The organism is Conexibacter sp. W3-3-2 (assembly GCF_009707605.1).
Classification (GTDB): domain Bacteria; phylum Actinomycetota; class Thermoleophilia; order Solirubrobacterales; family Solirubrobacteraceae; genus Paraconexibacter; species Paraconexibacter algicola.
On the sequence record NZ_WLYW01000001.1, the window covers coordinates 4,256,192 to 4,277,912 of the forward strand.

Consider the following 21,721-nt stretch of genomic DNA (forward strand, 5'->3'; position numbering starts at 1 on the left):
AGGACTCCGTGAGGGCGGGGGGCGGCCCGGTGCGCGGCGGGGCAGGACCGACCCAGATCAGCCAACGAGCCCCCCACGGAGGAGCCCAATGTCGCGCAGCACCCGCACCCGCAGGACCATCGCCGCCTCGCTCGCCGCCGTCGCCGGTGTCGGTGCCCTGGGCGGTGCCGTCGGGGTCGGGCCGGCGACCGCCCGCCCGACCTGCGACGACCTCAACGTCCTCTGCCCGCCGCCGCCGTCGCCGCCCAAGAGCGCGCCCGGCACGGTCAACGTCGCCGCCGGCTACACCCTGTCGGTCCGCGCGCGGCCGACGAGCGCCTCGGCGAAGGTCCGCTCGCTGCCCGACGGCGCGCGCGTGCGCATCGTCTGCCAGACCATCGGCAGGAAGATGACCGGGACCTACGGCACGTCGCGCCTGTGGAACAAGCTCTCCAAGGGCGGCTACGTCGCCGACGTCTACGTCTACACCGGCTCGGACGGTCGCGTCGCGCGCACCTGCTGACGCACGCGCCACACCACGCCGGACCGGGGAGGGCACCTACACTGCGTGGGTGTCCTCTCCCGTTCGTGAGGGGCTCGGGCCGACGCTGCCGGAGCTCCTCTCCGCCCGCACCGGCCGCCCGGCGCGCACCTGGACCCGGCTGCTGATCGGCGCGGCCGTCGTGCTGCTCCTCGTCGCGGTCGGCGTGCGGCTCGCCCAGCGCGAGGCCGCGGAGAAGACCGGGGTCGTCGTCACCGGCGGCCTGTTCCCGTTCAACCTCGCCTACGACGAGACGCGCCTGGAGCGCGTCGACCCGCAGCGCGGCGAGCGGCTGCGCCTCGTCTCCCCGCCGGACGCCCCGACGCTGCTGGAGTTCACCGTCGCGCAGCGGCGCCTGGACGCGTATCCCGGTGACGCGGCCGGCTACGTGCCGGTGCTCGCCAGCGTCGTCGCCGACGAGCTCGCCGCCGCCGACCCGGACTTCCGCCTGCGCGGCGAGGGACGCGCCCGCATCAACGACAACCCGGGCTACCAGATCACCTTCCAGACCAAGCGCGACGGCCGCACGGTCTACGGCAAGCGGTTCCTGCTCTACGACGATCCCGACGACGACGAGGCCACGGTCAACCGGCCGACCGTCGTCGCGGTCGTGACGCTCCTCAACGGCCGCTCGGACGCCGTGCCGCGGGCGGACGCGGTCGGCGGCAACGGGCCCCTCAAGACGCCGCTGCGGTCGTTCCGCTTCGGCGCGTCGCGGCCGTGAGCGGCACCCCGCTCGCCTGGGAGGAGTTCACCCGCGTCGACATGCGGGTCGGCCGCATCGTCGAGGTCGAGGCGTTCCCGCAGGCGCGCCGGCCGGCCTGGAAGCTGCGGGTCGACTTCGGCGCGGAGATCGGCGTGCGCCGCTCGAGCGCCCAGATCACGAACTACGCGGCCTCCGAGCTGCAGGACCGCCTCGTCGTCGGCGTCGTGAACTTCCCGCCCAAGCAGATCGGCCCGGTGCGCTCCGAGTGCCTGGTGCTGGGCACGTACACGGCCGACGGGACCGTGCTGCTGCTGAACCCCGAGCCGGACGCGCGGCCGGGCGACCGCGTCGGCTGACGCGGGACGGCGCTCAGCCCGCCGGGGCGGCGGGCGGCGTGGCGACCGGATCGGCCGGCACGGACGGGGCCGGGACGGGCGCCGGGTCCGCGGCGGGCGCGGGGTCCGGGGCGGGCGCAGGGTCCGGGGCGGGCGTGGCGGCCGGGGCGGGCGCGGGCTCGGGGGCGGGGACCGGCGCAGGTGCAGGCGCCGGAGCCGGGGAGGGAGCCGCGGGAGCGGGGGCCGGCGCCGAGGAGGCCGGGGCCGGGACGGGCCGCGTCTCGTCGGGGCCGACGAGCCCGCCGGTGCCCTGCGGCAGCGGCTGGCCCGGCAGGCGCACGGTGTCGGACCCCTGTTGGGTCGGGAGCACGGCCGGGGCGCCGGCGACGCCGGTCGGGCCGGTCGGCGCGGCGGCGCCGGGGACGGGCGTCGTCCCGGGCGGGACGACCGGCGCGGCGTCGTCGGCGGGCGCGTCGTCGTCGCGCGCGGCGCCGGCGGTCGGACCGGCCTCGTCGCCGGGCTCGGTCTCGGCGAGCAGGCCGCCCGCGTCCGACGGCGAGGTGGCGCTCTCCTCCTGGGCGGAGCTCGAGACGACGACCGGCGGCGCGGCGGGCGCGGCCACGGCGGGCGCGGGCGGCGCGATCGCCGCGACGGCGGGCGCGCGCTCGACCGTGGAGCGGCGGTGGTGGTCGACCTCGACGGCGCCCGCGGCGACGATCGCGGCGGCGGTGAGCCCGGCGGCGGCCTTCGTTCCGATCGCGGTGATCCCGGCGCCCAGCGCCGAGCCGGCCGCGGCGGAGCCCGCCGCCCCGCCCGCGACGGCCGCACCGCCGGCCGCCGCCCCGGCGGCGGACGTGCCGGCCGCGCCCTGGGCGATGAGGAACTTCTTCAGCAGCAGCAGCGGGCCGACCGGGAAGACCGCGGCGAGCGTGCGGTCGGTCTGGCGCAGGTGCTTCTTGAACGCGGCGCAGCGCTCGCACTGGCGCACGTGCCGCCGGACCGGCGGCGTCGAGCGCTTCAGCCCCTCGGCGACCTCGGCGAGCTCGTCCCGCGCCTCCTCGCAGGTGAGCAGGCGCGCCTCGGCCGCCTCGGCGAGCGAGACCCGGGCCCGCACGAGCAGCGACTTCACCGACGGGATCGTCGTCTCCATCGCCTCGGCGATCTGGTCGTAGGAGAGCGCGTCGATCTCGCGCAGCAGCAAGGCCGTGCGCTGCGTCTCCGGCAGGTCCTGGACGTCGGCGACGAGCTGGCGGAACTCCTCGCGCTTGTGGACCTTGTCGGCCGTCGTCGTGCCGTGCTCGGCGAGGTGCACGTCCATCGAGTCCACGCCGATCGCCGTCTGGCGGCGCAGGTGGTTCAGGCAGCGGTTGCGGGCGATCCGGTAGAGCCACGGGCGGGCGTTGATCGGCCGCTCGTCGGCGAGCATCGCGTTGTAGGCGGCAGCGAACACCTCCTGCAGCACGTCCTCGGCGTCCTCGCGCGAGGACAGCATGTGGCGGCAGAAGGCCAGCAGCCGTGCCTGGTAGCGGCCCACGAGCGCCTCGTACGCGCCCTGGTTGCCGCGGCGGGTGAGCGCGATCAGGCGGTCGTCGCTCTGCAGGCGCAGCAGCGGCGTGGGGCCCCGGAGCCCGGGGGCGTGATCGAGCGTCGTGGAGAAGTCCATGGACGAGGCGGTCCCAGAAGACCGAACACCAGGGTCGCACGGAAGTTGTCCTGCGCGACAGGGTGCTCTCACGATCCCCTCACGTTCGGGTCCGGAAACCTCGTGGCGAACACCGCAAGTTTCCGCGCACATCGTCGTTGGCTCCCTCAGGAGCCGGTTCGCGCTTGACGGACCGGAACGCGGGGCATTAGCGTGCGCCGCCGTGCCGGGTCTGGGGAGGCCGGGCGGAGCGGGTCGGAGCAGGGAGAGGGAGCGCAGCGAGCAGTGCGGCACTCGAGGACCATCGGCAGGGCAGTCGCGCTCGGCGCCGGCGTCGTCGTGCTCGCCGCCGTGGCCGTCGCCCTGCTCGCCGGCGGCGGGTCCGACTACACCGTCACCGCCCGCTTCATCAACGCCGGGCAGCTCGTGAAGGGCAACCTCGTCCAGGTCGCCGGACGGCCGGTCGGCGAGGTCACCGAGATCGACCTCTCCGACGACGGCCAGGCCGAGGTGACCCTCGCGATCACCGACGACGGCTACGCGCCGCTGCGCCGCGGGACCACCGCGACCGTCCGGCAGGCCTCGCTCTCCGGGGTCGCCAACCGCTACGTCGACCTGCGCCTCGGTCCCGCCGACGGCGCCGAGGTCGCCGACGGGGCCGTCCTGCGGACCGACGAGACCACCACCGCCGTCGACCTCGACCAGCTCTTCGACACCTTCGACGCCGACACCCGCAAGGGCCTGCAGCGCGTCGTCCAGGGCTTCGGCACCAGCAACGAGGGCCGCAGCCGCGAGATCAACCGCGGCTTCCTCTACCTCAACCCCTCGCTGGCCGCGTCCAGCCGCCTGTTCAGCGAGCTGAACCGCGACACCCCGTTCCTGCGCCGCTTCGTCGTCGACAGCAGCCGGCTCGTCACCGACCTCGCCGACCGCCGCGACGACCTCGCCGGCCTCGTCGACCGCCTCGCGGTCACCACTCGGGCGATCGGCAGCCGCAAGACCGAGCTGCGCGACGCGATCGGGCAGCTGCCCGACTTCATGCGGCGCTCCAACACGACGTTCGTGAACCTCCGCCAGGCGCTCGACGACCTCGCGCCGCTCGTCGACGAGAGCACGCCGGTCGCCCGCAAGCTGCGGCCGTTCCTCGCCGAGCTGCGCCCGCTCGCCCGCGACGCCCGCCCGACGCTGCGCGACCTCAGCCGCCTGCTGCGCCGCGACGGCGCCGGCAACGACCTGATCGAGCTGACGCGCGCCGCCATCCCGCTCGACGCGGCCGCCACCCGCGACACGCAGCGCAACGGCGCGACCCGGCAGGGTGCGTTCCCCGCCACCGTCGACGCGCTGAAGGTCGCCACCCCCGAGCTCGCCTACGCCCGCCCGTACGCGCCCGAGCTGACCGGCTGGTTCGACGACTTCGGGCACTCCGGCATCTACGACGCGCTCGGCGGCGCCAGCCGCGCCGCCCTGCACGTCAACGCGTTCACGCTCGTCGGCGGCCAGCTGCAGCCGATCCCGCCCGAGCTGCGCCAGCAGGCCTTCGCCGCCGGCGCGCAGACGCGGCAGCTCAACCGCTGCCCCGGCTCGATCGAGCGCGGCGCGGTCTGGAAGCCGACGCCCGACTACAACTGCGACGAGACGATGGTGCCCCCGGGGCCATGAGGCGCATCGCGGCCACCCTCCTCGTCTGCTGCGCCGGTGCGCTCGCGCTCCTCGCCACCGGTGCCGGTGACGGCGACGCCCCCGACACGCGCTCCTACAGCGCGGTGCTCGACAACGCCTTCGGGCTCGTCGAGGGCGGCGACCTGAAGATCGCCGGCGTGCGCGCCGGCAAGATCACCGACCTGCGGCTGGACCTGCGCACCAACCGCGCGGTCGTCGACTTCGACGTCACCGAGAACGGCTTCGGCTCACTGCGCACCGACGTGCGCTGCGAGGCCCGCCCGCAGTCGCTCATCGGCGAGTACTTCCTCGACTGCCTCCCGGGCACCGCGCCGCGGGAGCTGCCGGTCGGGTCGACGATCCCGGTCGAGCGGACCACCTCGACGATCGCCGGCGACCTCGTCAACAACGTGCTGCGCCGGCCGTACCGGGAGCGCCTCGCGATCATCCTCGGCGAGCTCGGCGCCGGGGTGGCGGGCAACGGCGAGAACCTCAACGCGGCGATCCGCCGGGCCAGCCCCGCGCTGCGCCAGACCAACCGCGTCCTGCGGACGCTCGCCGGCCAGAACCGGATCCTCGCCGACCTCGTCGTCAACGCCGACGAGGTGCTCACCGACCTCGCCGCCAACCGCGACGACGTCGGCCGCTTCGTCACCGAGGCGGGGGAGACCGCCACCGCGTCCGCCGAACGCCGCGACGACATCGCCGCCGGGCTGCGCAAGCTCCCGGGCTTCCTCGCGCAGCTCGAGCCGACGATGGCCGCGCTCGGCCGCACCGCCGACGCGCAGACCCCGGCGCTGCGCAACCTCCAGGCCTCGGCCGGCCAGCTCGAGCGCCTGCTCGACAACCTCGGGCCGCTCGCCCAGGCGTCCCGGCCCGCGGTCCGCAGCCTCGCCGCGGCCGCCGTCCCCGGCCGCGAGGCGGTCCTCTCCGCGCGCCCCTCCGTGCGGCAGCTGTCGACGTTCACCGACACCGCTCCCGAGGTCGGCACGAACCTCCGCTTCGTCCTCGAGCACCTCAACGACCGCGACAAGGCCGTCGAGGACGACCCGCGCAGCCCCGGCGGCAAGGGCTACACCGGCTTCGAGGCGCTGCTGCAGTACGTCTACGACCAGGTCCTCTCGGTCAACATCTACGACCAGAACGCGCACGTCCTGAACATCTCGGCGATCCCGCCGACCGACCCGTGCGCCAGCTACGCCGACGTCAAGCGCGCGAAGGACCCCGCGACCAAGGACTGCCAGAGCGCCCTGGGCCCCAACCAGCCCGGCATCAACTTCGTCGACCCCAGCGCCGGCGACGCGCCCGCCCTCGCGCAGGTGCGCAAGCGCACCGACGGCCAGCAGGCCCCCGCGCCCGGCGAGACCGTCCCCGCGCACAGCCTGCCGAGCACCGACCAGGCCCCGGCGCCCGCGCCCGCCCAGACCCCGCAGACGCCGCTGCTGCCGGGCCTGCCGAAGATCGAGCTGCCGTCGCTGCCCGGCCTGCCCGGCCTCACCATCGGCGGCGGCCGGACCGACGGCCTGCTCGGCCGCGCGCAGACGCCGCAGGCACGCACCGCCCTCCTCGACTACCTCCTGGGCCGATGACCCCGCGCCGGCGCAACCGCTCCTCGATCGTCGCGAACCCCGTCCTCGTCGGAGCGGTCACCACGCTCATCGTCGTCGTCGCCGTGTTCCTCGCCTACAACGCGAACAACGGCCTGCCGTTCGTGCCGACCCGCGCGCTGGAGGTCCAGCTCCCCAACGGCGCGAACCTCGTGCCCGGCAACGAGGTCCGCTCGGGCGGCTTCCGCGTCGGCGTCGTCGAGGAGATGGAGCCGGTCGCGCTCCCCGGCGGCCGCACCGGCGCGCTGCTGCGGCTGAAGCTCGACGAGAAGCTCGGCGCGGTCCCCGTCGACTCCACCGTCGTCGTGCGGCCGCGCTCCGCGCTGGGCCTGAAGTACGTGGAGCTGACCCTCGGCCGCAGCGCCCGCACGATCGCCGACGGCGGCACGCTGCCCGCCAGCCAGTCCTCCGCCTCGACCGAGCTCGACGAGGTCCTCAGCACCTTCGACGAGCCGACCCGCGCCGCCAGCCAGGTGAACCTCGAGGAGTTCGGGGACGCGTTCACGGGGCGGGGCGCCGGGCTCAACGAGACGATCCGCATCGCCCCCGAGCTGCTCGGCCGCCTCGAGCGCGTCGCGGGCAACCTCGCCGACCCGCGCAGCCGCCTGCCGCGCCTCTTCGCCGAGCTCGGTGACGCCGCCCGCGTCGTGGCCCCGCTGTCGGCGGTCAACGCGCAGACGTTCACGTTCCTGGCGAACACCTTCGAGGCGATCGGCCGCGATCCGCAGGCGCTGAAGGAGACGATCACGAAGTCGGTCGGCACGCTCGAGGTCGGCACCCGCTCGCTGCGCGCCCAGCGCCCGTTCCTCGTGCGGTTCGCCGGCCTCTCCGAGGACCTCGACGCGGCGAGCGCCGAGCTGCGCGCGTCGCTGCCGACGATCAACCGCGCGGTCGAGACCGGCACCCCGGTGCTGCGCCGCTCCGTGCCGCTGAACGAGGACCTCGGGGCCACGATGGTCGCCCTGCGCGACCTCGCGCGCACCCCGACCACGCTCGGTGCGCTGCGCGGCCTCACCGCCACCGTGCAGACGCTGAACCCGACGCTGCGGTTCCTCGGCCCGTACGTGACCGTCTGCAACAGCTGGAACGTGTTCTGGACCTTCGCCGCCGAGCACCTCAGCTCCCCGACCGCCACCGGCGGCCAGCAGCGCGCGCTGCTCAACCAGGCCCCGCAGAACCTCCCGGGCGGCGACGGCGTCGGCCAGATGGGCGCCAACGAGTTCGCGCACGGCAAGGAGAGCCCCGAGCCCGGCTCGACCAAGACCTACCTGCACAACGCGTTCTTCGGCCCGGCGATCACGAAGGACGGCCTGGCCAACTGCGGCACCGGTCAGCAGGGCTACGCCCAGAGCCAGAACCCGTACCGCGACCGCACGATCCCCGGGGACCCGTACCGCGACGTGTTCGTCGACACGCCCGACGTCGACGACGTCCCGCGCGTCGGCCCGAGCTACGCGAAGTACAACCGCGAGGGCCGCGGCATCGCGCTCAACCCCGACCGGGTCCCGAGCGGGCAGACCTTCAGCTACCGCCCAGAGGGCCGCGGCGTCGACGTGCCGCGCGCGAAGCCCGAGAAGGCCGCGGGGGTGCCGGCCAAGTGAGACGCAACCAGCAGCCGCGCCTGAGCTACTTCGCCACCGGCCTGCTCGTCCTGGCGCTCGTCGGGATCGGCACCTACCTGGGCTTCAGCAAGGACATCCCGCTGGTCAACCAGCCCTACGAGGTGCGGGCCGTGTTCTCCAGCGCGAACAACATCCGCACGAACTCGCCGGTCCGCGTGGCGGGCGTCAACGTCGGCAAGGTCACCGCGATCGAGCGCGTGCGGCCCGGGGCGGAGGCGGCGCGCGTGGTCATGGCGATCGAGCGCAAGGGGCTGCCGCTGCACACCGACGCGCGGATGACGATCCGGCCGCGGATCTTCCTCGAGGGCAACTTCTTCGTCGACGTGAAGCCCGGGTCCCCGTCGGCCCCGGAGCTCCGGGACGGCGACACGATCCCGATCAACCAGACCGCGACGCCCGTGCAGCTCGACCAGATCCTCACGGCGCTGCAGGACGACACCCGCGAGGACCTCCGCTCGCTCCTGCAGCAGCTCGGCGACGGCTTCGCCGACGGCGGCGCCGCCGCGAACAACCGCACCACCCGGTGGTGGGAGCCCGCCTACCGGGACTCGGCAATCGTCAACGACGCGACGCTCGGGCAGGCCCAGCGCGACCTCAGCGACTACGTCCGCGACGCCGGCGCCACCGCCGCCGCCCTCGACGCGGACCGCGACGCGCTCAAGTCGCTGATCACCGACTTCAACGGCACCGCGCGGGCGTTCGCCGCCCGGGACACGGCGCTGCAGCAGGCGGTCGCCGAGCTGCCGCGCACCCTGCGCGCCGCGCTCCCCGCGTTCGCCGCGCTCAACCGCGCGTTCCCGCCGCTGCGGCGCTTCATCGCCGACGCCCGCCCGGGCGTGCGGTCCTCCGGGCCCGCGCTCGACGCCGGCCTGCCGTTCGTGCGGCAGGTCCGCGGGCTCGTGCAGCCCGCCGAGCTGCGCGGCCTGAGCGCCGACCTGCGGACGGTCGTCCCGTCGCTGACGCGGCTGTCGCAGCGCACCGTCCCGCTGCTGACCCAGACCGCGCTCGCCTCGAGCTGCCAGAACGAGGTCATCCTGCCCTGGTCCAAGGACACCATCCAGGACAAGGACTTCCCCGCGGTCGGCCCGGTCTTCCAGGACTCGCTCAAGGCGCTGCCGGGCCTGGCGGGCGAGAGCCGCTCGGGCGACGCCAACGGCCAGTGGTTCCGCGTCCTGGTGTCCGGCGGCAGCTACGTCACCCCGCTCGGGCAGGGCCAGCTGCTGCTCACCGACACGCCCGTCGGCGGCGTCAACCCGATGCCGCCCACCGGCGGCCGCTCGCCGCTGCGCGCCGACGTGCCCTGCGAGACGCAGGAGGCGCCCGACCTGCGCTCGACCCCCGGCCGGCTGCAGAGCCGCAAGGTCACCGTCCCCGCGTCCGGGCCCGGCCGCGAGCTCTACGACCGCTACGTCGCAAAGGCCGTGAAAAGCCTGCGCGGCGAGGCGAAGGCCCGCAAGCTGCCGCTGACCGTCACCGCCCGCGAGGCGACCACCGAGACCATCGCGAAGGTCCGCGCCGCCGCGCAGCGGGCCCGGAAGGGCGGACGATGAAGCGCGCGATCCGCAAGTCGTTCAAGGACTTCGCCGCGGTCATCGGCCTGATGGTCATCGCGGCCGTCGTCGGCGGCTACATCCTCAGCCAGCAGCGGCTGCGCTTCCCGCTCGTCGAGGACGCGCCGTTCACGCTGAAGGCCGAGTTCTCCACCGCGCAGGCCGTGACCCCCGGCCAGGGGCAGACCGTCCGCGTCTCCGGGGTGCGCATCGGCGACATCGGCAAGGTCGAGCTGCGTGACGGCGTCGCCGTCGTCTCGATGGACATCGACCAGCAGTACCGCGAGGTCGTCCACACCGACGCGAAGGCGCTGCTGCGGCCCAAGACCGGGCTGAAGGACATGTTCATCGAGCTCGACCCGGGCAGCCGCTCCGCCCCGGTCGCGCGCGAGGGCTGGACGATGCCGGTCGCCAACACGCTCCCGGACGTCAACCCGGACGAGATCTTCGCCGCGCTGGACGCCGACACCCGCGACTACCTCACGCTGCTGGTCGACGGCGCGGGCAAGGGGCTGGCCGACCGCGGCGACGACCTGCGCGAGGTCTTCCGCCGCTTCGAGCCGACCCACCGCGACCTCGCGAAGGTCACGGGCCTCGTCGCGCAGCGCGACGAGCACCTGCGGCGGCTCGTCAACCGGCTCGCGCGCCTCAACGGCGCGCTCGCCGACAAGGACGACGAGCTCACCCGGCTGGTCTCCTCCAGCGCCTCGGTCCTGCGCGCGTTCTCCAGCGAGCAGGCCGGGATCACGCAGGCGGTCGGACGCCTGCCCGGCACGCTGCGGCAGACCACCGCGACGCTCGGGAAGGTGCAGCGGCTCGCCGACACGCTCGGCCCGGCGACCAACGCGCTGCGACCCGCCGTCCGCCGGCTCGACGACGCCAACCGCGCGGTCACCCCGTTCGTGACCGAGGCGGCGCCGCTGCTGCGCACCCGCGTGCGGCCGTTCGTGCGGGCCGCGCGCCCCACGGTCGCCGACCTGGCGGTGCCCGCCCGGCGCCTGGCCGAGACGACCCCCGACCTGACCCGCGCGTTCACCGCCCTGAACGCGCTGCTGAACCTCGCCGCCTACAACCAGAACGGCAAGGAGGGCCCGGGCGTCAAGGACCGCGACGAGGGCTACCTGTTCTGGGCGGCGTGGCTGCAGCACGTCGGCAACGCCCTGTTCTCCACCGGGGACGCCAACGGCCCGTTCCGCCCGGTGTCGGTCGGCGGCAGCTGCGGCACGATCTCGCAGGTCGCGAACTCCACGCCGCTGCTCGGCATGGTCCTCGCGCCGGTCCTCGCCGATCCGACCGTCTGCAAGGGCGTCCTGGGGTGATGCGCGCGTGGTGAAGCAGGCCCCGACCTTCGGCCGCCTCATGACGATGGTGCTGTTCGCGCTGTCGTGCTTCGGGCTGCTCCTGTTCCTCTGGGTGAGCTTCGGCGGCTCGACGCCGCTGAAGCCCGAGGGCTACCGCTTCCGGGTCGCGCTCCCGGAGGCCACCCAGCTGGGCCTCGAGGCGGACGTGCGCACCGCGGGCGTCTCGATCGGCAAGGTCCGCAAGAAGGACATCGACGTCGCCGGGCACCCCAACGCGACCGTCGCGACCGTCGAGGTCGACCCGCGGTTCGCGCCGATCGCCTCCGACGCCCGCGTCGTGCTGCGCCAGAAGACGCTGCTCGGGGAGACCTACCTGGAGATCACCCCCGGCACGCGGCGTGCGCCGCGCGTGCCCGAGGGCGGCTGGCTGCCCGACGCGCAGGTGCAGGACAGCACCCAGCTCGACGAGATCTTCGACGCCCTGGACCCGAAGACCCGCCAGGCGTTCAAGACCTGGCAGCAGGACCTCGCCGGCGGGGCGGCGGGCCGCGGACGCGACCTCAACGACGCGCTCGGCAACCTGCCCGCGTTCGCCGCGGACGCCGACGACGTGCTCGGGGTGCTGGACACCCAGGCCGGGGTCGTGCGGCGCCTCGTGCGCAACACCGGCGTCGTGTTCGGCGCGCTGACCGAGCGCGAGGACCAGCTCGCCACCCTGATCCGCTCGAGCAACGACGTGTTCTCGGCCACGAGCGCCCAGCAGGAGGCGCTGGCCACGAGCTTCCGGATCTTCCCGACGTTCCTGGACGAGTCCAAGGCGACCTTCGCGCGCCTGGAGCGGTTCGCCGACGACACCGGCCCGCTGGTGCGCGAGCTGGCGCCCGCCCTGCGCGACCTGCGGCCCGCCGTCGCGGACCTGCGCGCCGCGAGCCCCGACCTCGAGCGCTTCTTCCGGGACCTGTCGCCGCTCATCACCGTCGCGCGGCGCGGACTGCCCGCGACGCGCAACGTCCTCGCCGGGACCACGCCGCTGCTCGGCGAGCTGCAGCCGTTCCTGGAGGAGCTCAACCCGATCCTCGAGTGGCTCGAGTACCACCAGATCACGATCGGGGACTTCATCTCCAACGGGGCGGGCGCGCTCGCGGACACGATCCCGACGCGCAACGCGTTCGAGCGCGGCCACTACCTGCGGCAGTTCGGCCCCGTCGGCGCCGAGACCGCGGCGATGTACACGACGCGGCCGCCGGCCTCGCGCGGCAACGCGTACCTGAACCCGGGCGCGATCCAGGGGATCGAGCGCGGCAAGCGGATGATCTTCGGGAACTTCGACTGCGCGAACACCGGCAAGGGCGGTGACGGCACCTACCAGACGAAGGTGCCCGACACGAACGACATGCCGTCCTGCTGGGTGCAGCCCGCCCCGCAGGTGCCCGCGGGCAACACCCGCAAGTACCCGCGGATCGTCAAGGCCGACTACTCGCGCTGAGCGGGGCCCGCGCGGGACCCCGCCGACGACAACGGCCGCCGGGGTGGGCGGCCGCTCTGGACGTGTCGGATGGGGCGGGGGGAGGGGTCAGGCGACCTGCGCCTCGGCGACCGCGACCGGGCTCAGCACGTCGAGCAGGGCGTTCGCGAGCCGGGCGTCACCGCTGAGCTCGAGCTCGCCGCGGTCCTGGTCGGGGCCGAGCGCCTCGACCCAGGCGCGCTCGGCGCCGGCGATGCGCGCGTCCGCGTCGGGCGCGGACCGCTCCTCGTAGGTGAGCGTGCCGCCCGCCGCCGTGAGCACGTAGCGCTTCAGCTGGCCGTCACGGCGCTCCGCGGTGATCTCCACGACGCCGGAGACCGACGCGGGGACCGCGAGGCCGGGGCTCGAGCGGAACACGGCGCCGATGTCGATCGCCTCGTCGGGACGCGGCGGGCTCCACGCCCACTGCGAGCCCCAACGGGCGAGCGCGCCGATGACGGGCAGGAGGTCCCGCGCGCGCTCGGTCAGCTCGTAGTCGACGCGCGGCGGCACCTCGCGGTAGCGCTGGCGGGTGAGCAGGCCGTCGGCGACCATGCGGTTCAGCCGCGACCGCAGCTGCTCGGTCGAGATGCCGGGCAGGACGCGCTGGAGCTCGACGAAGCGGCGGGGACCGCCGACGAGATCACGGACGATCAGCAGCGTCCACTTGTCCCCGACCAGGTCGAGCGCGCGTGCATCGGGCGCCCACTGGTCGTAGGGGTGACGCTTGGGTGGGGGTACGGTGGGAATGGGGGTGCTCCTCGGAAATCGTGGGACGAAGTGCGACCTGACGGTGGACCTTAGCGGGGGTGGCCGACCGACGCGCCGGTTTTTCGGGCAAGACGGCAGCGCGTCCCGTCCTACGTGCGCCGTTCCGGTGTATCCCGTTCGCGTCGGCCTGAATCATCGTCGCCGCGCCACGCGGACGAGTGTTTGATCAATCGCCGCCAGTTTCCGCCCGATCCTGCGTTTCAGCGCCTCAGGGACCCCGTGACCGGCAGGTGTCGCGGTGGGGGTAGCAGCGATCGGTTCCAGGAGGCAGACAGTGGGTGACGTGATCAACTTGGCGGAGCGACGGGCACGGCGCGGCAGCGAGCCGCTCGCCGCGGTCCCGGAGTACGTGGCGGAGGCGGACGTCGTGCTGCCCGCGATCGGGCGCTTCGACGGACACGCGACCGGCCCGTACGGCACCGCCGCCCGCCGCCCGGTGACCTTCTACTTCGACCCGGCGTCGCCCGAGGCCTACCTCGCCGCCGAGCGCGTGGACCGCGCCGGCCCGGCCGTGACCTGGGTGCCCGTGGGCGCGCTGGGCGTCGCGGCCCCCGCCGCGCAGGAGGCGCGCCGCCGCACGATCGCCGCGCGCGCCGCCGCGCTGCGCCTGCCGCTGGTGTGGCCGGACCCGAGCCCGGGTCCCGTCCGCGCGATCCGCGTCGCGACGCTCGCGGCCGAGCACGGTGCGCTGCCCGCGTTCGCGCTCGCCGCCGGGCGGCTCGCCTACTGCGGCGGCTACGACCTCGACGACCCCGAGATCCTCGCCGAGGCGGCCGCGGCCGCCGGCCTGGGCGTCGATGCGGTCCTGCGGGCCGCCGGGGACGCGCTGCGCGACATCGCGCCGCAGCGCACCGCCGCCGCGCTCGCATCGCGCGGGGCCGACGTGCTGCCGTGCTTCGAGGTCGGCGGCACGCTGTTCCACGGCGAGGCGCGCCTGCCCGAGGCGCTCGCCGCCGCGCGGACGCCCGCGCGCCCGCGTCCGCGCAGCCACTAGGACGGTCCGGGGGACAGCCCCGGGCGCCCGGCGGGCCGCCCGCCTGTACGGCGGGGGCCCGTGCCGTCACCATTCCTCCATGTTCCGGGCGCCCCTGCGCTTCGCGTTCCGCCGGCTGGGACGCCGCTACCCGCGCATCGCGATGGTCGTGCAGTTCCAGTTCGCCCACGCGATCGTCATGGGCGGCGTCGGCCTGCTGCTCCTGTACGTGCCGATGAGCGGCGGCGAGTTCGGGCGGATCGTCGCGGTCTCGCAGGGCCTGCTGCTGCTGGAGAACGTGCTCGCCGTCCGGGCTGCGTGGGCGCTCGTGCGGCCCGCCGACCCGTGGCTGCGCGGCGACCGCTCCCCGTCCGCGGCGGTCGCGGCGTTCCGGGCGCTCGCCGGGCTGCCGGTCGCGTTCCTGCGCTCGCGCCGCTGGTGGCTCGTGTGGAGCCTGCTGCCGGTCAGCGCCTACATCACCTGGGAGATCGACGAGGGCTGGTGGCCGACGCTGCCGATCATCGTGGCGGGCGCCGCGGTGGTCCTGCTCTACGGCGCGCTGCTGCGGCTGCTGGCGCTCGAGCTGATGCTGCGGCCCGTGCTGGAGCGGCTCTCGCGGGACCTGCCCGACGACGCGCCGCTGGGCCGCGCGACGCTGCCGCTGCAGCGCCGGCTGCTGCTCGTCCTCCCGGCGATCAACATCATCACCGGGGTCGTGGTGAGCGGGCTCGCGTCGCCCGGACAGGACGGGCTGCTCGCGCTGGGCTTCGGCGTGGTGCTCGCCGTCGGCGTCGCGTTCACGCTGAGCTTCGAGCTGTCGCTGCTGCTCGCCCGCTCGATCGTCGAGCCGCTGAGCGACCTGCGGGCCGGGGCCGACGCGGTGGCGCGCGGGGACCTCGACGTGCACGTCCCGGTGCTCGGCACCGACGAGGCGGGTGCGCTGGCGATGTCGTTCAACCGGATGGTCGCGGGCCTGCGGGAGCGGGAGCGGCTGCACGGGGCGCTGGCGGCGTTCGTGGACCCGCAGCTGACCGACCGCGTCCTCGCGGAGGGGCACGAGCTGCCGGGGGAGGAGGTCGAGGTCAGCGTCCTGTTCCTCGACATCCGCGGCTTCACGCAGTTCGCGGAGCGGGCCAGCGCCGCCGAGGTCGTCGCGCGGCTGAACGACTTCTACGGGGTGGTCGTGCCCGAGCTGCTCGCCCACGGCGGGCACGTCAACGCGTTCATGGGTGACGGGCTGCTCGCCGTCTTCGGGGCGCCCACGCCGCTGCCGGACCACGCCGACCGGGCCGTGGCGGCGGCCCTGCGCGTCGCGGAGCTCGTGCGCGACCGCTACGGCGAGGAGCTGCGCATCGGGGTGGGCGTCAACAGCGGGCCGGTCGTGGCGGGCACGATCGGCGGCGGGGGACGCGTCGACTTCACCGTCATCGGCGACCCCGTCAACACGGCGGCGCGCGTGGAGGAGGCGACCCGGACGACCGGGGACGACGTGCTGCTCACCGCGGGGACACGGGCCCTGCTGACCCGTGACCACGGCCCGTTCGTCGCGCGGGAGGAGATCGCGCTGAAGGGCAAGCGCGATCCGGTCACGCTCTACGCGCCGTCCGAGGACCTCACGGCTGAACGAGAGCGTTCAATGGGGCGCCATGGCGTCGCTGACCCCGCTAGGGTGGCCCGACCATGAGCACGGACACCGAGCCCACCACCCAGCTGCACGGAGGCCGGCTCGTCGCGCGCCGCCTCAAGGCCCACGGCGTGACGAAGCTGTTCACCCTCTCGGGTGGCCATCTCTTCTCGATCTACGACGGCTGCCGCGAGGAGGGCATCGACCTCGTCGACGTCCGCCACGAGCAGGCCGCCGCGTTCGCCGCCGAGGGCTGGGCGAAGGTCACCCGGCAGCCCGGCGTCGCCGCGCTGACCGCCGGTCCCGGCGTCACCAACGGCATGAGCGCGCTCGGCTCCGCGCAGATGAACAACTCCCCGATGGTCGTGCTCGGCGGCCGTGCGCCCGCGCTGCGCTGGGGGCAGGGCTCGCTGCAGGAGATCGACCACGTGCCGTTCGTCGCGCCGCTGACGAAGTTCGCGGCGACCCCGCAGTCGACGGCCGAGATCCCCGGGCTCGTCGACCGCGCGCTCGCGACCGCGGTGGCGCCGCACAGCGGTCCGACGTTCGTGGACTTCCCGCTCGACTACGTGTTCATGGAGGGCGACGACGCCGGCGTCGAGCCCGTCACGCTGTCGATGGCCGACGGCCCGCAGCCGGACGGCGACGCGATGGAGCGCGCGATCGCGCTGCTGCGCGGCGCCGAGCGCCCGGTCGTCATGGCCGGCACCAACCTCTACTGGGGGCACGGGGAGCAGGCGCTGCTCGCGCTCATCGAGGAGCTGCGGATCCCGACGTTCGTCAACGGCCTCGGCCGCGGCTGCGTGCCCGCCGACCACGAGCTGTACTTCTCGCGGGCCCGTGGCACCGGCCTCAAGGGCGCGGACGTCGCGCTGGTGATCGGCGTGCCGATGGACTTCCGGCTGGGCTTCGGCGGCTCGTTCGGGGAGGACACGAAGCTCGTCGTGGTCGACCGCGCCGAGCCCGTCCGTCCGCACCCGCGGCCGGTCGAGGCCGAGCTGTACGGCGGCATCCCGGCGATCCTCGAGGGGCTGCGCACCGGCGCGACCGGCGGCCCGGACCGCTCCGCCTGGGTGTCGACCGTCCGCGCCGACGAGACGGAGAAGCGCGCCGCCGAGGACGAGGAGCGCAACGACCCGCGCGGGCCGCTGCACCCGATGCGCCTCTACAAGGAGCTCTCCGAGGTCCTGGACCGCAACGCGATCATCATCGGCGACGGCGGCGACTTCGTCTCCTACGCGGGCCGCGTCATCGACTCCTACGAGCCCGGCTGCTGGCTGGACCCGGGCCCGTTCGGCTGCCTGGGCTGCGGCCCCGGCTACGCGATCGCCGCGAAGGTCGCGCACCCCGACCGGCAGGTCGTGCTGCTCCAGGGCGACGGCGCGTTCGGCTTCAGCGCCATGGAGTACGACACGATGGCGCGCCTGGGGATCAACGTCGTGGGCGTGATGGGCAACAACGGCATCTGGGCGCTGGAGAAGCACCCGATGGAGTTCCTCTACGGCTACTCGGTCGCCGCCGACCTGCGGCCCGAGACCCGGTACGACCAGGTCATCGAGGCGCTCGGCGGCCACGGCGAGTTCGTCACGACCCCCGAGGAGGTCAAGCCGGCGCTGGCCCGCGCGTTCGCGGCCGGCAGGCCCGCGATGGTGAACATCTCCACGGACCCGACCGTCGTCTACCCGCGCAAGTCGAACCTCGCCTGACCCGGAAAGGTTGAGAGCCACCCGAAGGTGGCTCTCAAAGGGTGGCCCCGACAGGACGGGCAGGGGTACGTGCCATGCAGGGCCGATTCGGGTGATCCGAGCGGCGGGAGGCGCCGTTTGGGTACGGCTACGCCCGGATCTATGAGGCCGGTTGGACGGTGTTCGTCTGTTCGACGGACACCAGGTTGGACCCGGCTCGAGAAGTATCGGGCGTGGACGGTCTCCGGACAATCAGACACCTGTCCACGTCCGTCCCCCGGAACTGGGGAGGGGCGGCTGCGCCAGAACGCCGCGGCTCACCCGCCGCGCGTCGCGAGCTCCAGCGCCGCCCCGCGCAGGATGTCGTGCTCGCTGACCTCGATCTCGTCGAGGTCGTAGGCGCGCATCGCCTCGAGCAGCAGCAGCACGCCCTGGACGATCGTGGGCGCCCGGTCGGGGTGCAGGCCGGGCACGTCGCGGCGCTCCTGCACGTCCATCGTCGCCAGGCGCGCGAGCAGCAGCTCGCACGTCGCGCGGGCGAGCCGGTGCCCGTGCACGCGGTCCGGGTCGTACGGCTCGAGCTCGAGTTCCATCGCCGCGCACGACGTCGCCGTGCCGGCCACGCCGATCCCGGCGGCGACCGCCGCCCGCAGCTCGGCGGGGACCGCGCCCGCGAAGATGCCGCGCACCTCCTCGGCGACGGTCGCGAGCTCCTCGGGCTGCGGCGGGTCGTGACGGATGTGGCGCTCGCCCTGCCGCACGACGCCCGCCTGGGTGGAGACGTGGAAGCGCAGGCCGTCGCGGTCGCCGACGACGAACTCGGTGGAGCCGCCGCCGATGTCGATCACCACGACCGGGCCGGGGGCGTCGCCGGGGCGCTCGCTCGTCGCGCCGAGGTAGGTCATGCGGGCCTCCTCGTCGCCGCTGAGCGTCCGGGCGTCGAGGCCGAACCGCTCGCGCACGGTCGCGGTGAACGCGGCGCCGTTGGTCGCGTCCCGGACGGCGCTGGTGAGCACGGCGAGGTTCGCGGTGACGCCGTGGTCGTCCGTCGCCCGCCGGTAGTCGGCCAGGCAGTCGACGACCCGGGCGATCGCGTCCGGGTGCAGCTCCCCAGTGGCGTCGACGCCCTGGCCCAGGCGCGTCACGGTGGAGCGGCGGTCCAGCTCGGTGACCCGGCCCGCGGCGGTGACGTCGGCGACGAGCAGCCGGGTCGAGTTCGTGCCGATGTCGATGATCGCGACGCGCATCGCGCGGACTGTAGTCCGTCGTCAGCGGCGGTCGGCCGGGTAGGGCATCGGCCGCCCGTCGAGCGCGGCGAGGAGGTTGTCGACGGCCCGGTCGGCCATCCGGCCGCGCGCGGCGTGGGTCGCCGAGCCGACGTGGGGGAGGACGAGCAGGTTCGGGGCGTCGAGCAATGGGTGGTCGTGGGGGAGCGGCTCGGGGTCGGTCACGTCCAGCGCGGCGGCGCCGAGCTGCCCGTCGTGCAGCGCCGCGGCCAGCGCGTCCTGGTCGACGAGCGCGCCGCGGGCGGTGTTGACGAGCAGGGCGCCCTGCGGCAGCCGGCGCAGCAGGGCGGCGTCGACGAGCCCGCGGGTGCGCTCCGTGAGCGGGCAGTGGAGGCTCACGACGTCGGCCCGGGCCGCGGCGGCGTGCAGGTCGTCGCCGCGGCCGACCGGGAGCACGTCCATGCCGAAGGCGGCGGCCCGCTCGTGCACGGCGCGCCCGATGCGGCCCGCGCCCCCGACGAGCACGAGCCGCGCGCCGCGGAGCTCCAGGCCCAGCCAGCCGGCGGGCTCCCACGTGCGCCAGCCGCCGGGACGGCGGACGGCCGCCGCAGCGTCGGGCAGCCCGCGGGCCGCGGCGAGCAGCAGCGCCATCGTCAGGTCCGCGGTCGCGTCGGTGAGCACGTCGGGCGTGTTGCCGACCGGGATCCCGCGACGGGCGGTCGCGTCCAGGTCGACGTTGTCGACCCCGACCGCGTAGTTCGCGACGGCGCGAAGCCCCGGGGCGGCGTCCAGCAGCGCGTCGTCGACGCGATCGGTGAGCAGGCACAGCAGGCCCTCCGCGCCCGCCACGAGGGCGCGCAGCTCCGTGGCGGAGGGCGGCAGCGGGCCCGGCCAGACGCGCAGCTCGTGCCCGGCGGCGACGAGCCGGTCGAGTGCGTCACCGGGCAGGCGGCGGGTCACGGCGACGAGGGCCACGCGGCCGATGCTCGCAGTTCAAGCGCGTCGGCGCCCGGCCGACTATCGCGTGGGACGCGCATTCCGCCGGCGGCGGCCCGCGCACATGAGACCACCGCAGAAGGGAACGAATTGTTCAACAGGAAGAAGGCCGGAAGCGACCCCGCCTTCCGTGACCTCAAGGCCCGGCTCGAGAGCCTCGACCAGAACTGCCTGTCCGGGCTGCAGCGCGGCCTGGCGGCGATGAGCACCGGTGACCTCACGGTCGAGGTGACCCCGGTGACGACCCCGATCGAGACGCGGTCGTCCGACCCCGACGTGCAGGCGCTCGTCGACCTCTTCAACACGATGCTGTCGCGCGCCCAGTCGACGCTCGGCTCCTACAACGCGACCCGCGGCGAGCTGCGCGAGGCGCTGGGCGACCAGTCGTGCCTCGGCGACCTGCGGGCACGGCTGCGCTCGCTCAACGACAACTGCCTGACCGACCTCGAGGCGGGCGTGCGCGCGATGCAGTCCGGTGACCTGACCGTCCAGGTCGACCCGGTCACCACGCCGATCACGGCGGCGGACGGCGCCGCCGTGGGCGAGCTCGCCGTCGTGTTCAACTCGATGCTCAGCCGCGCGCAGAGCGCCCTCGTCGCCTACAACGCCACCCGCGAGGACCTGCGCGGCGCGCTCGGCGACCACTCGGTCCTCGAGCAGCTGCGCAGCCGCCTGGCGAGCCTCAACAGCAACTGCCTGACGAACCTCCAGGTCGGCCTGCAGGCGATGAGCGAGCACGGCGACCTGTCGATCGAGGTCCACCCGGTCACCACCCCGGTGGAGAGCGAGACCGGCGCCCCGATCGGGGAGCTCGGCGAGATCTTCAACGGCATGCTCGGCCGCGCGCAGAGCTCGCTGGAGGCCTACAACGTCATGCGGTCGCAGCTGTCCGGCTTCGCGGACTCGGTCGCGCTCGTCGCCGACGGCGACCTGTCGGTGAGCGTCGCCACGAAGGGCGAGGCGGACGTGCTCGGCCACGCCTTCCACGACATGACCGACCGGCTCGGGGAGCTCGTCGGCGAGCTGACCGAGATGGCCGCCGAGCTCGGCGGCGCGTCGCAGCGGATGGCGCAGACCAGCGACGAGGCCGGCCGGGCGATCGGTGAGATCGCGCAGGCGGTCGGCGAGGTCGCGCACGGTGCCGAGCGGCAGGTCCGCACGGTCGAGAGCGCGCAGCGGATGACCGAGGAGATGGTCACGGCGACGCAGTCCAGCGCCGAGAGCGCCGACGAGGCGACGAGCGCGGCCCGCGCGGCGCGCGACGTCGCGCACGAGGGTGCGCAGGCGGTCACGCAGGCGACCGAGGCGATGAGCGCGGTGCGCGAGTCCTCGGAGGCGGTGAGCGGCGTGATGGGCGATCTGGCGAAGAAGAGCGACCAGATCGGTGGGATCGTCGACACGATCACGAACATCGCGGAGCAGACGAACCTGCTGGCGCTGAACGCGGCGATCGAGGCCGCGCGGGCCGGGGACATGGGTCGCGGGTTCGCGGTCGTCGCCGAGGAGGTCCGCAAGCTCGCCGAGGAGTCCCAGCGGGCGGCCGCGTCGATCGGCGGGCTGATCACCGAGATCCAGGGCGAGACCCAGCGGGCGATCACCGCGGTGCGCGACGGTGCGCAGGCGACGGCGTCGGGGGCCTCGACGGTCGAGCAGGCGCGCGAGTCGTTCCTGCGGATCGGCGGGTCGGTCGACGACATGAACGACCGCGTCACGCAGATCGCCGCGGCGATCAAGCAGATCGCGGACGCCTCCAGCCGGATGCAGGCGGACATGAGCGACGTCGCGAGCGTCGCCGAGCAGTCCTCCGCCAGCGCCCAGCAGGTCTCGGCGTCCACCCAGCAGACGAGCGCCTCCGCCCAGGAGATCGCGACGAGCGCCGCCGAGCTTGCGGGGCGCGCGACCACCCTGGAGCAGCTCGTCGGCCGCTTCAAGCTCGCGTCGGTCTAGCCACCGACGCGCGGGGGAGTACCGCGTTCCTCGGGTGGTCCAGGCGCGTCCCC

The 21,721-nt window shown here is 74.6% G+C and carries 17 protein-coding genes; 13 read left to right on the top strand and 4 right to left on the bottom strand.

Features of this window, described 5'->3' with window-relative positions:
• The first annotated feature begins 88 nt into the window (after positions 1-88).
• From GKE82_RS20450 to GKE82_RS20460, 3 genes are read left to right on the top strand one after another with little or no spacing between them, the layout of a single operon-like run.
• The gene (locus tag GKE82_RS20450; protein WP_107568871.1) at positions 89-502 is read left to right on the top strand and encodes a hypothetical protein; all 414 of its coding nucleotides are present in this window, start codon (positions 89-91) and stop codon (positions 500-502) included.
• Between the two features lie 49 nt (positions 503-551).
• Complete coding sequence (locus GKE82_RS20455) at positions 552-1,244, top strand: hypothetical protein (RefSeq protein ID WP_107568872.1); 693 nt, start codon at positions 552-554, stop codon at positions 1,242-1,244.
• The gene (locus GKE82_RS20460) at positions 1,241-1,582 is read left to right on the top strand and encodes a tRNA-binding protein (protein ID WP_309233727.1); all 342 of its coding nucleotides are present in this window, start codon (positions 1,241-1,243) and stop codon (positions 1,580-1,582) included. Before GKE82_RS20455 ends, GKE82_RS20460 begins: the two co-directional genes overlap by 4 nt.
• A 13-nt stretch (positions 1,583-1,595) precedes the next feature.
• Here GKE82_RS20460 and GKE82_RS20465 read toward each other — a convergent pair whose 3' ends face one another.
• Positions 1,596-3,224: an RNA polymerase sigma factor gene (locus tag GKE82_RS20465; protein ID WP_196189359.1), complete on the bottom strand. Its 1,629-nt coding sequence runs from the start codon at positions 3,222-3,224 to the stop codon at positions 1,596-1,598.
• Between the two features lie 264 nt (positions 3,225-3,488).
• On the opposite strand from GKE82_RS20465, the gene GKE82_RS20470 reads away from it, so the two are divergent.
• From GKE82_RS20470 to GKE82_RS20495, 6 genes are read left to right on the top strand one after another with little or no spacing between them, the layout of a single operon-like run.
• Entirely contained in the window at positions 3,489-4,862 is a 1,374-nt protein-coding gene (locus tag GKE82_RS20470; RefSeq protein WP_154734585.1) for an MlaD family protein, read from the top strand.
• Positions 4,859-6,451, top strand: coding sequence for an MlaD family protein (locus tag GKE82_RS20475; protein WP_154734586.1), 1,593 nt, complete (start codon positions 4,859-4,861; stop codon positions 6,449-6,451). The genes GKE82_RS20470 and GKE82_RS20475 overlap by 4 nt, the downstream gene beginning before the upstream one ends.
• Complete coding sequence (locus tag GKE82_RS20480) at positions 6,448-8,070, top strand: MlaD family protein (RefSeq protein WP_154734587.1); 1,623 nt, start codon at positions 6,448-6,450, stop codon at positions 8,068-8,070. The genes GKE82_RS20475 and GKE82_RS20480 overlap by 4 nt, the downstream gene beginning before the upstream one ends.
• On the top strand, positions 8,067-9,641 hold the full coding sequence (locus GKE82_RS20485; RefSeq protein ID WP_154734588.1) for an MlaD family protein: 1,575 nt from the start codon (positions 8,067-8,069) through the stop codon (positions 9,639-9,641). The genes GKE82_RS20480 and GKE82_RS20485 overlap by 4 nt, the downstream gene beginning before the upstream one ends.
• A complete protein-coding gene (locus tag GKE82_RS20490) occupies positions 9,638-10,960 on the top strand; it encodes an MlaD family protein (protein ID WP_154734589.1) in 1,323 nt (440 codons plus the stop codon). Before GKE82_RS20485 ends, GKE82_RS20490 begins: the two co-directional genes overlap by 4 nt.
• Positions 10,961-10,970: 10 nt before the next feature.
• Positions 10,971-12,428: an MlaD family protein gene (locus GKE82_RS20495; RefSeq protein ID WP_154734590.1), complete on the top strand. Its 1,458-nt coding sequence runs from the start codon at positions 10,971-10,973 to the stop codon at positions 12,426-12,428.
• A gap of 87 nt (positions 12,429-12,515) precedes the next feature.
• Here GKE82_RS20495 and GKE82_RS27350 read toward each other — a convergent pair whose 3' ends face one another.
• The gene (locus tag GKE82_RS27350) at positions 12,516-13,295 is read right to left on the bottom strand and encodes a helix-turn-helix domain-containing protein (protein WP_196189417.1); all 780 of its coding nucleotides are present in this window, start codon (positions 13,293-13,295) and stop codon (positions 12,516-12,518) included.
• 205 nt (positions 13,296-13,500) lie between these two features.
• On the opposite strand from GKE82_RS27350, the gene GKE82_RS20505 reads away from it, so the two are divergent.
• From GKE82_RS20505 to GKE82_RS20515, 3 genes are all read left to right on the top strand, one after another.
• Complete coding sequence (locus tag GKE82_RS20505; RefSeq protein WP_154734591.1) at positions 13,501-14,211, top strand: DsbA family protein; 711 nt, start codon at positions 13,501-13,503, stop codon at positions 14,209-14,211.
• 79 nt (positions 14,212-14,290) lie between these two features.
• On the top strand, positions 14,291-15,874 hold the full coding sequence (locus tag GKE82_RS20510) for an adenylate/guanylate cyclase domain-containing protein (RefSeq protein ID WP_154734592.1): 1,584 nt from the start codon (positions 14,291-14,293) through the stop codon (positions 15,872-15,874).
• On the top strand, positions 15,871-17,520 hold the full coding sequence (locus tag GKE82_RS20515; RefSeq protein ID WP_107568883.1) for an acetolactate synthase: 1,650 nt from the start codon (positions 15,871-15,873) through the stop codon (positions 17,518-17,520). Before GKE82_RS20510 ends, GKE82_RS20515 begins: the two co-directional genes overlap by 4 nt.
• Positions 17,521-17,816: 296 nt before the next feature.
• Here GKE82_RS20515 and GKE82_RS20520 read toward each other — a convergent pair whose 3' ends face one another.
• Positions 17,817-18,746 (bottom strand): Ppx/GppA phosphatase family protein, encoded by a 930-nt coding sequence (locus GKE82_RS20520; RefSeq protein ID WP_154734593.1) that lies wholly within the window; start codon positions 18,744-18,746, stop codon positions 17,817-17,819.
• A 21-nt stretch (positions 18,747-18,767) separates the two neighbouring features.
• On the bottom strand, positions 18,768-19,700 hold the full coding sequence (locus tag GKE82_RS20525; RefSeq protein WP_309233728.1) for a D-glycerate dehydrogenase: 933 nt from the start codon (positions 19,698-19,700) through the stop codon (positions 18,768-18,770).
• Between the two features lie 111 nt (positions 19,701-19,811).
• Here GKE82_RS20525 and GKE82_RS20530 point away from each other — a divergent pair, with 111 nt between their 5' ends.
• A complete protein-coding gene (locus GKE82_RS20530; protein WP_154734594.1) occupies positions 19,812-21,668 on the top strand; it encodes a methyl-accepting chemotaxis protein in 1,857 nt (618 codons plus the stop codon).
• Positions 21,669-21,721 lie beyond the last annotated feature (53 nt).

Coding starts and splice junctions, on each gene's coding strand:
- GKE82_RS20475 (WP_154734586.1), top strand. CDS start 4,859: ATGAGGCGCATCGCGGCCACCCTCCTCGTCTGCTGCGCCGGTGCGCTC.
- GKE82_RS20520 (WP_154734593.1), bottom strand. CDS start 18,746: ATGCGCGTCGCGATCATCGACATCGGCACGAACTCGACCCGGCTGCTC.
- GKE82_RS20450 (WP_107568871.1), top strand. CDS start 89: ATGTCGCGCAGCACCCGCACCCGCAGGACCATCGCCGCCTCGCTCGCC.
- GKE82_RS20490 (WP_154734589.1), top strand. CDS start 9,638: ATGAAGCGCGCGATCCGCAAGTCGTTCAAGGACTTCGCCGCGGTCATC.
- GKE82_RS20465 (WP_196189359.1), bottom strand. CDS start 3,224: ATGGACTTCTCCACGACGCTCGATCACGCCCCCGGGCTCCGGGGCCCC.
- GKE82_RS20480 (WP_154734587.1), top strand. CDS start 6,448: ATGACCCCGCGCCGGCGCAACCGCTCCTCGATCGTCGCGAACCCCGTC.
- GKE82_RS20510 (WP_154734592.1), top strand. CDS start 14,291: ATGTTCCGGGCGCCCCTGCGCTTCGCGTTCCGCCGGCTGGGACGCCGC.
- GKE82_RS20515 (WP_107568883.1), top strand. CDS start 15,871: ATGAGCACGGACACCGAGCCCACCACCCAGCTGCACGGAGGCCGGCTC.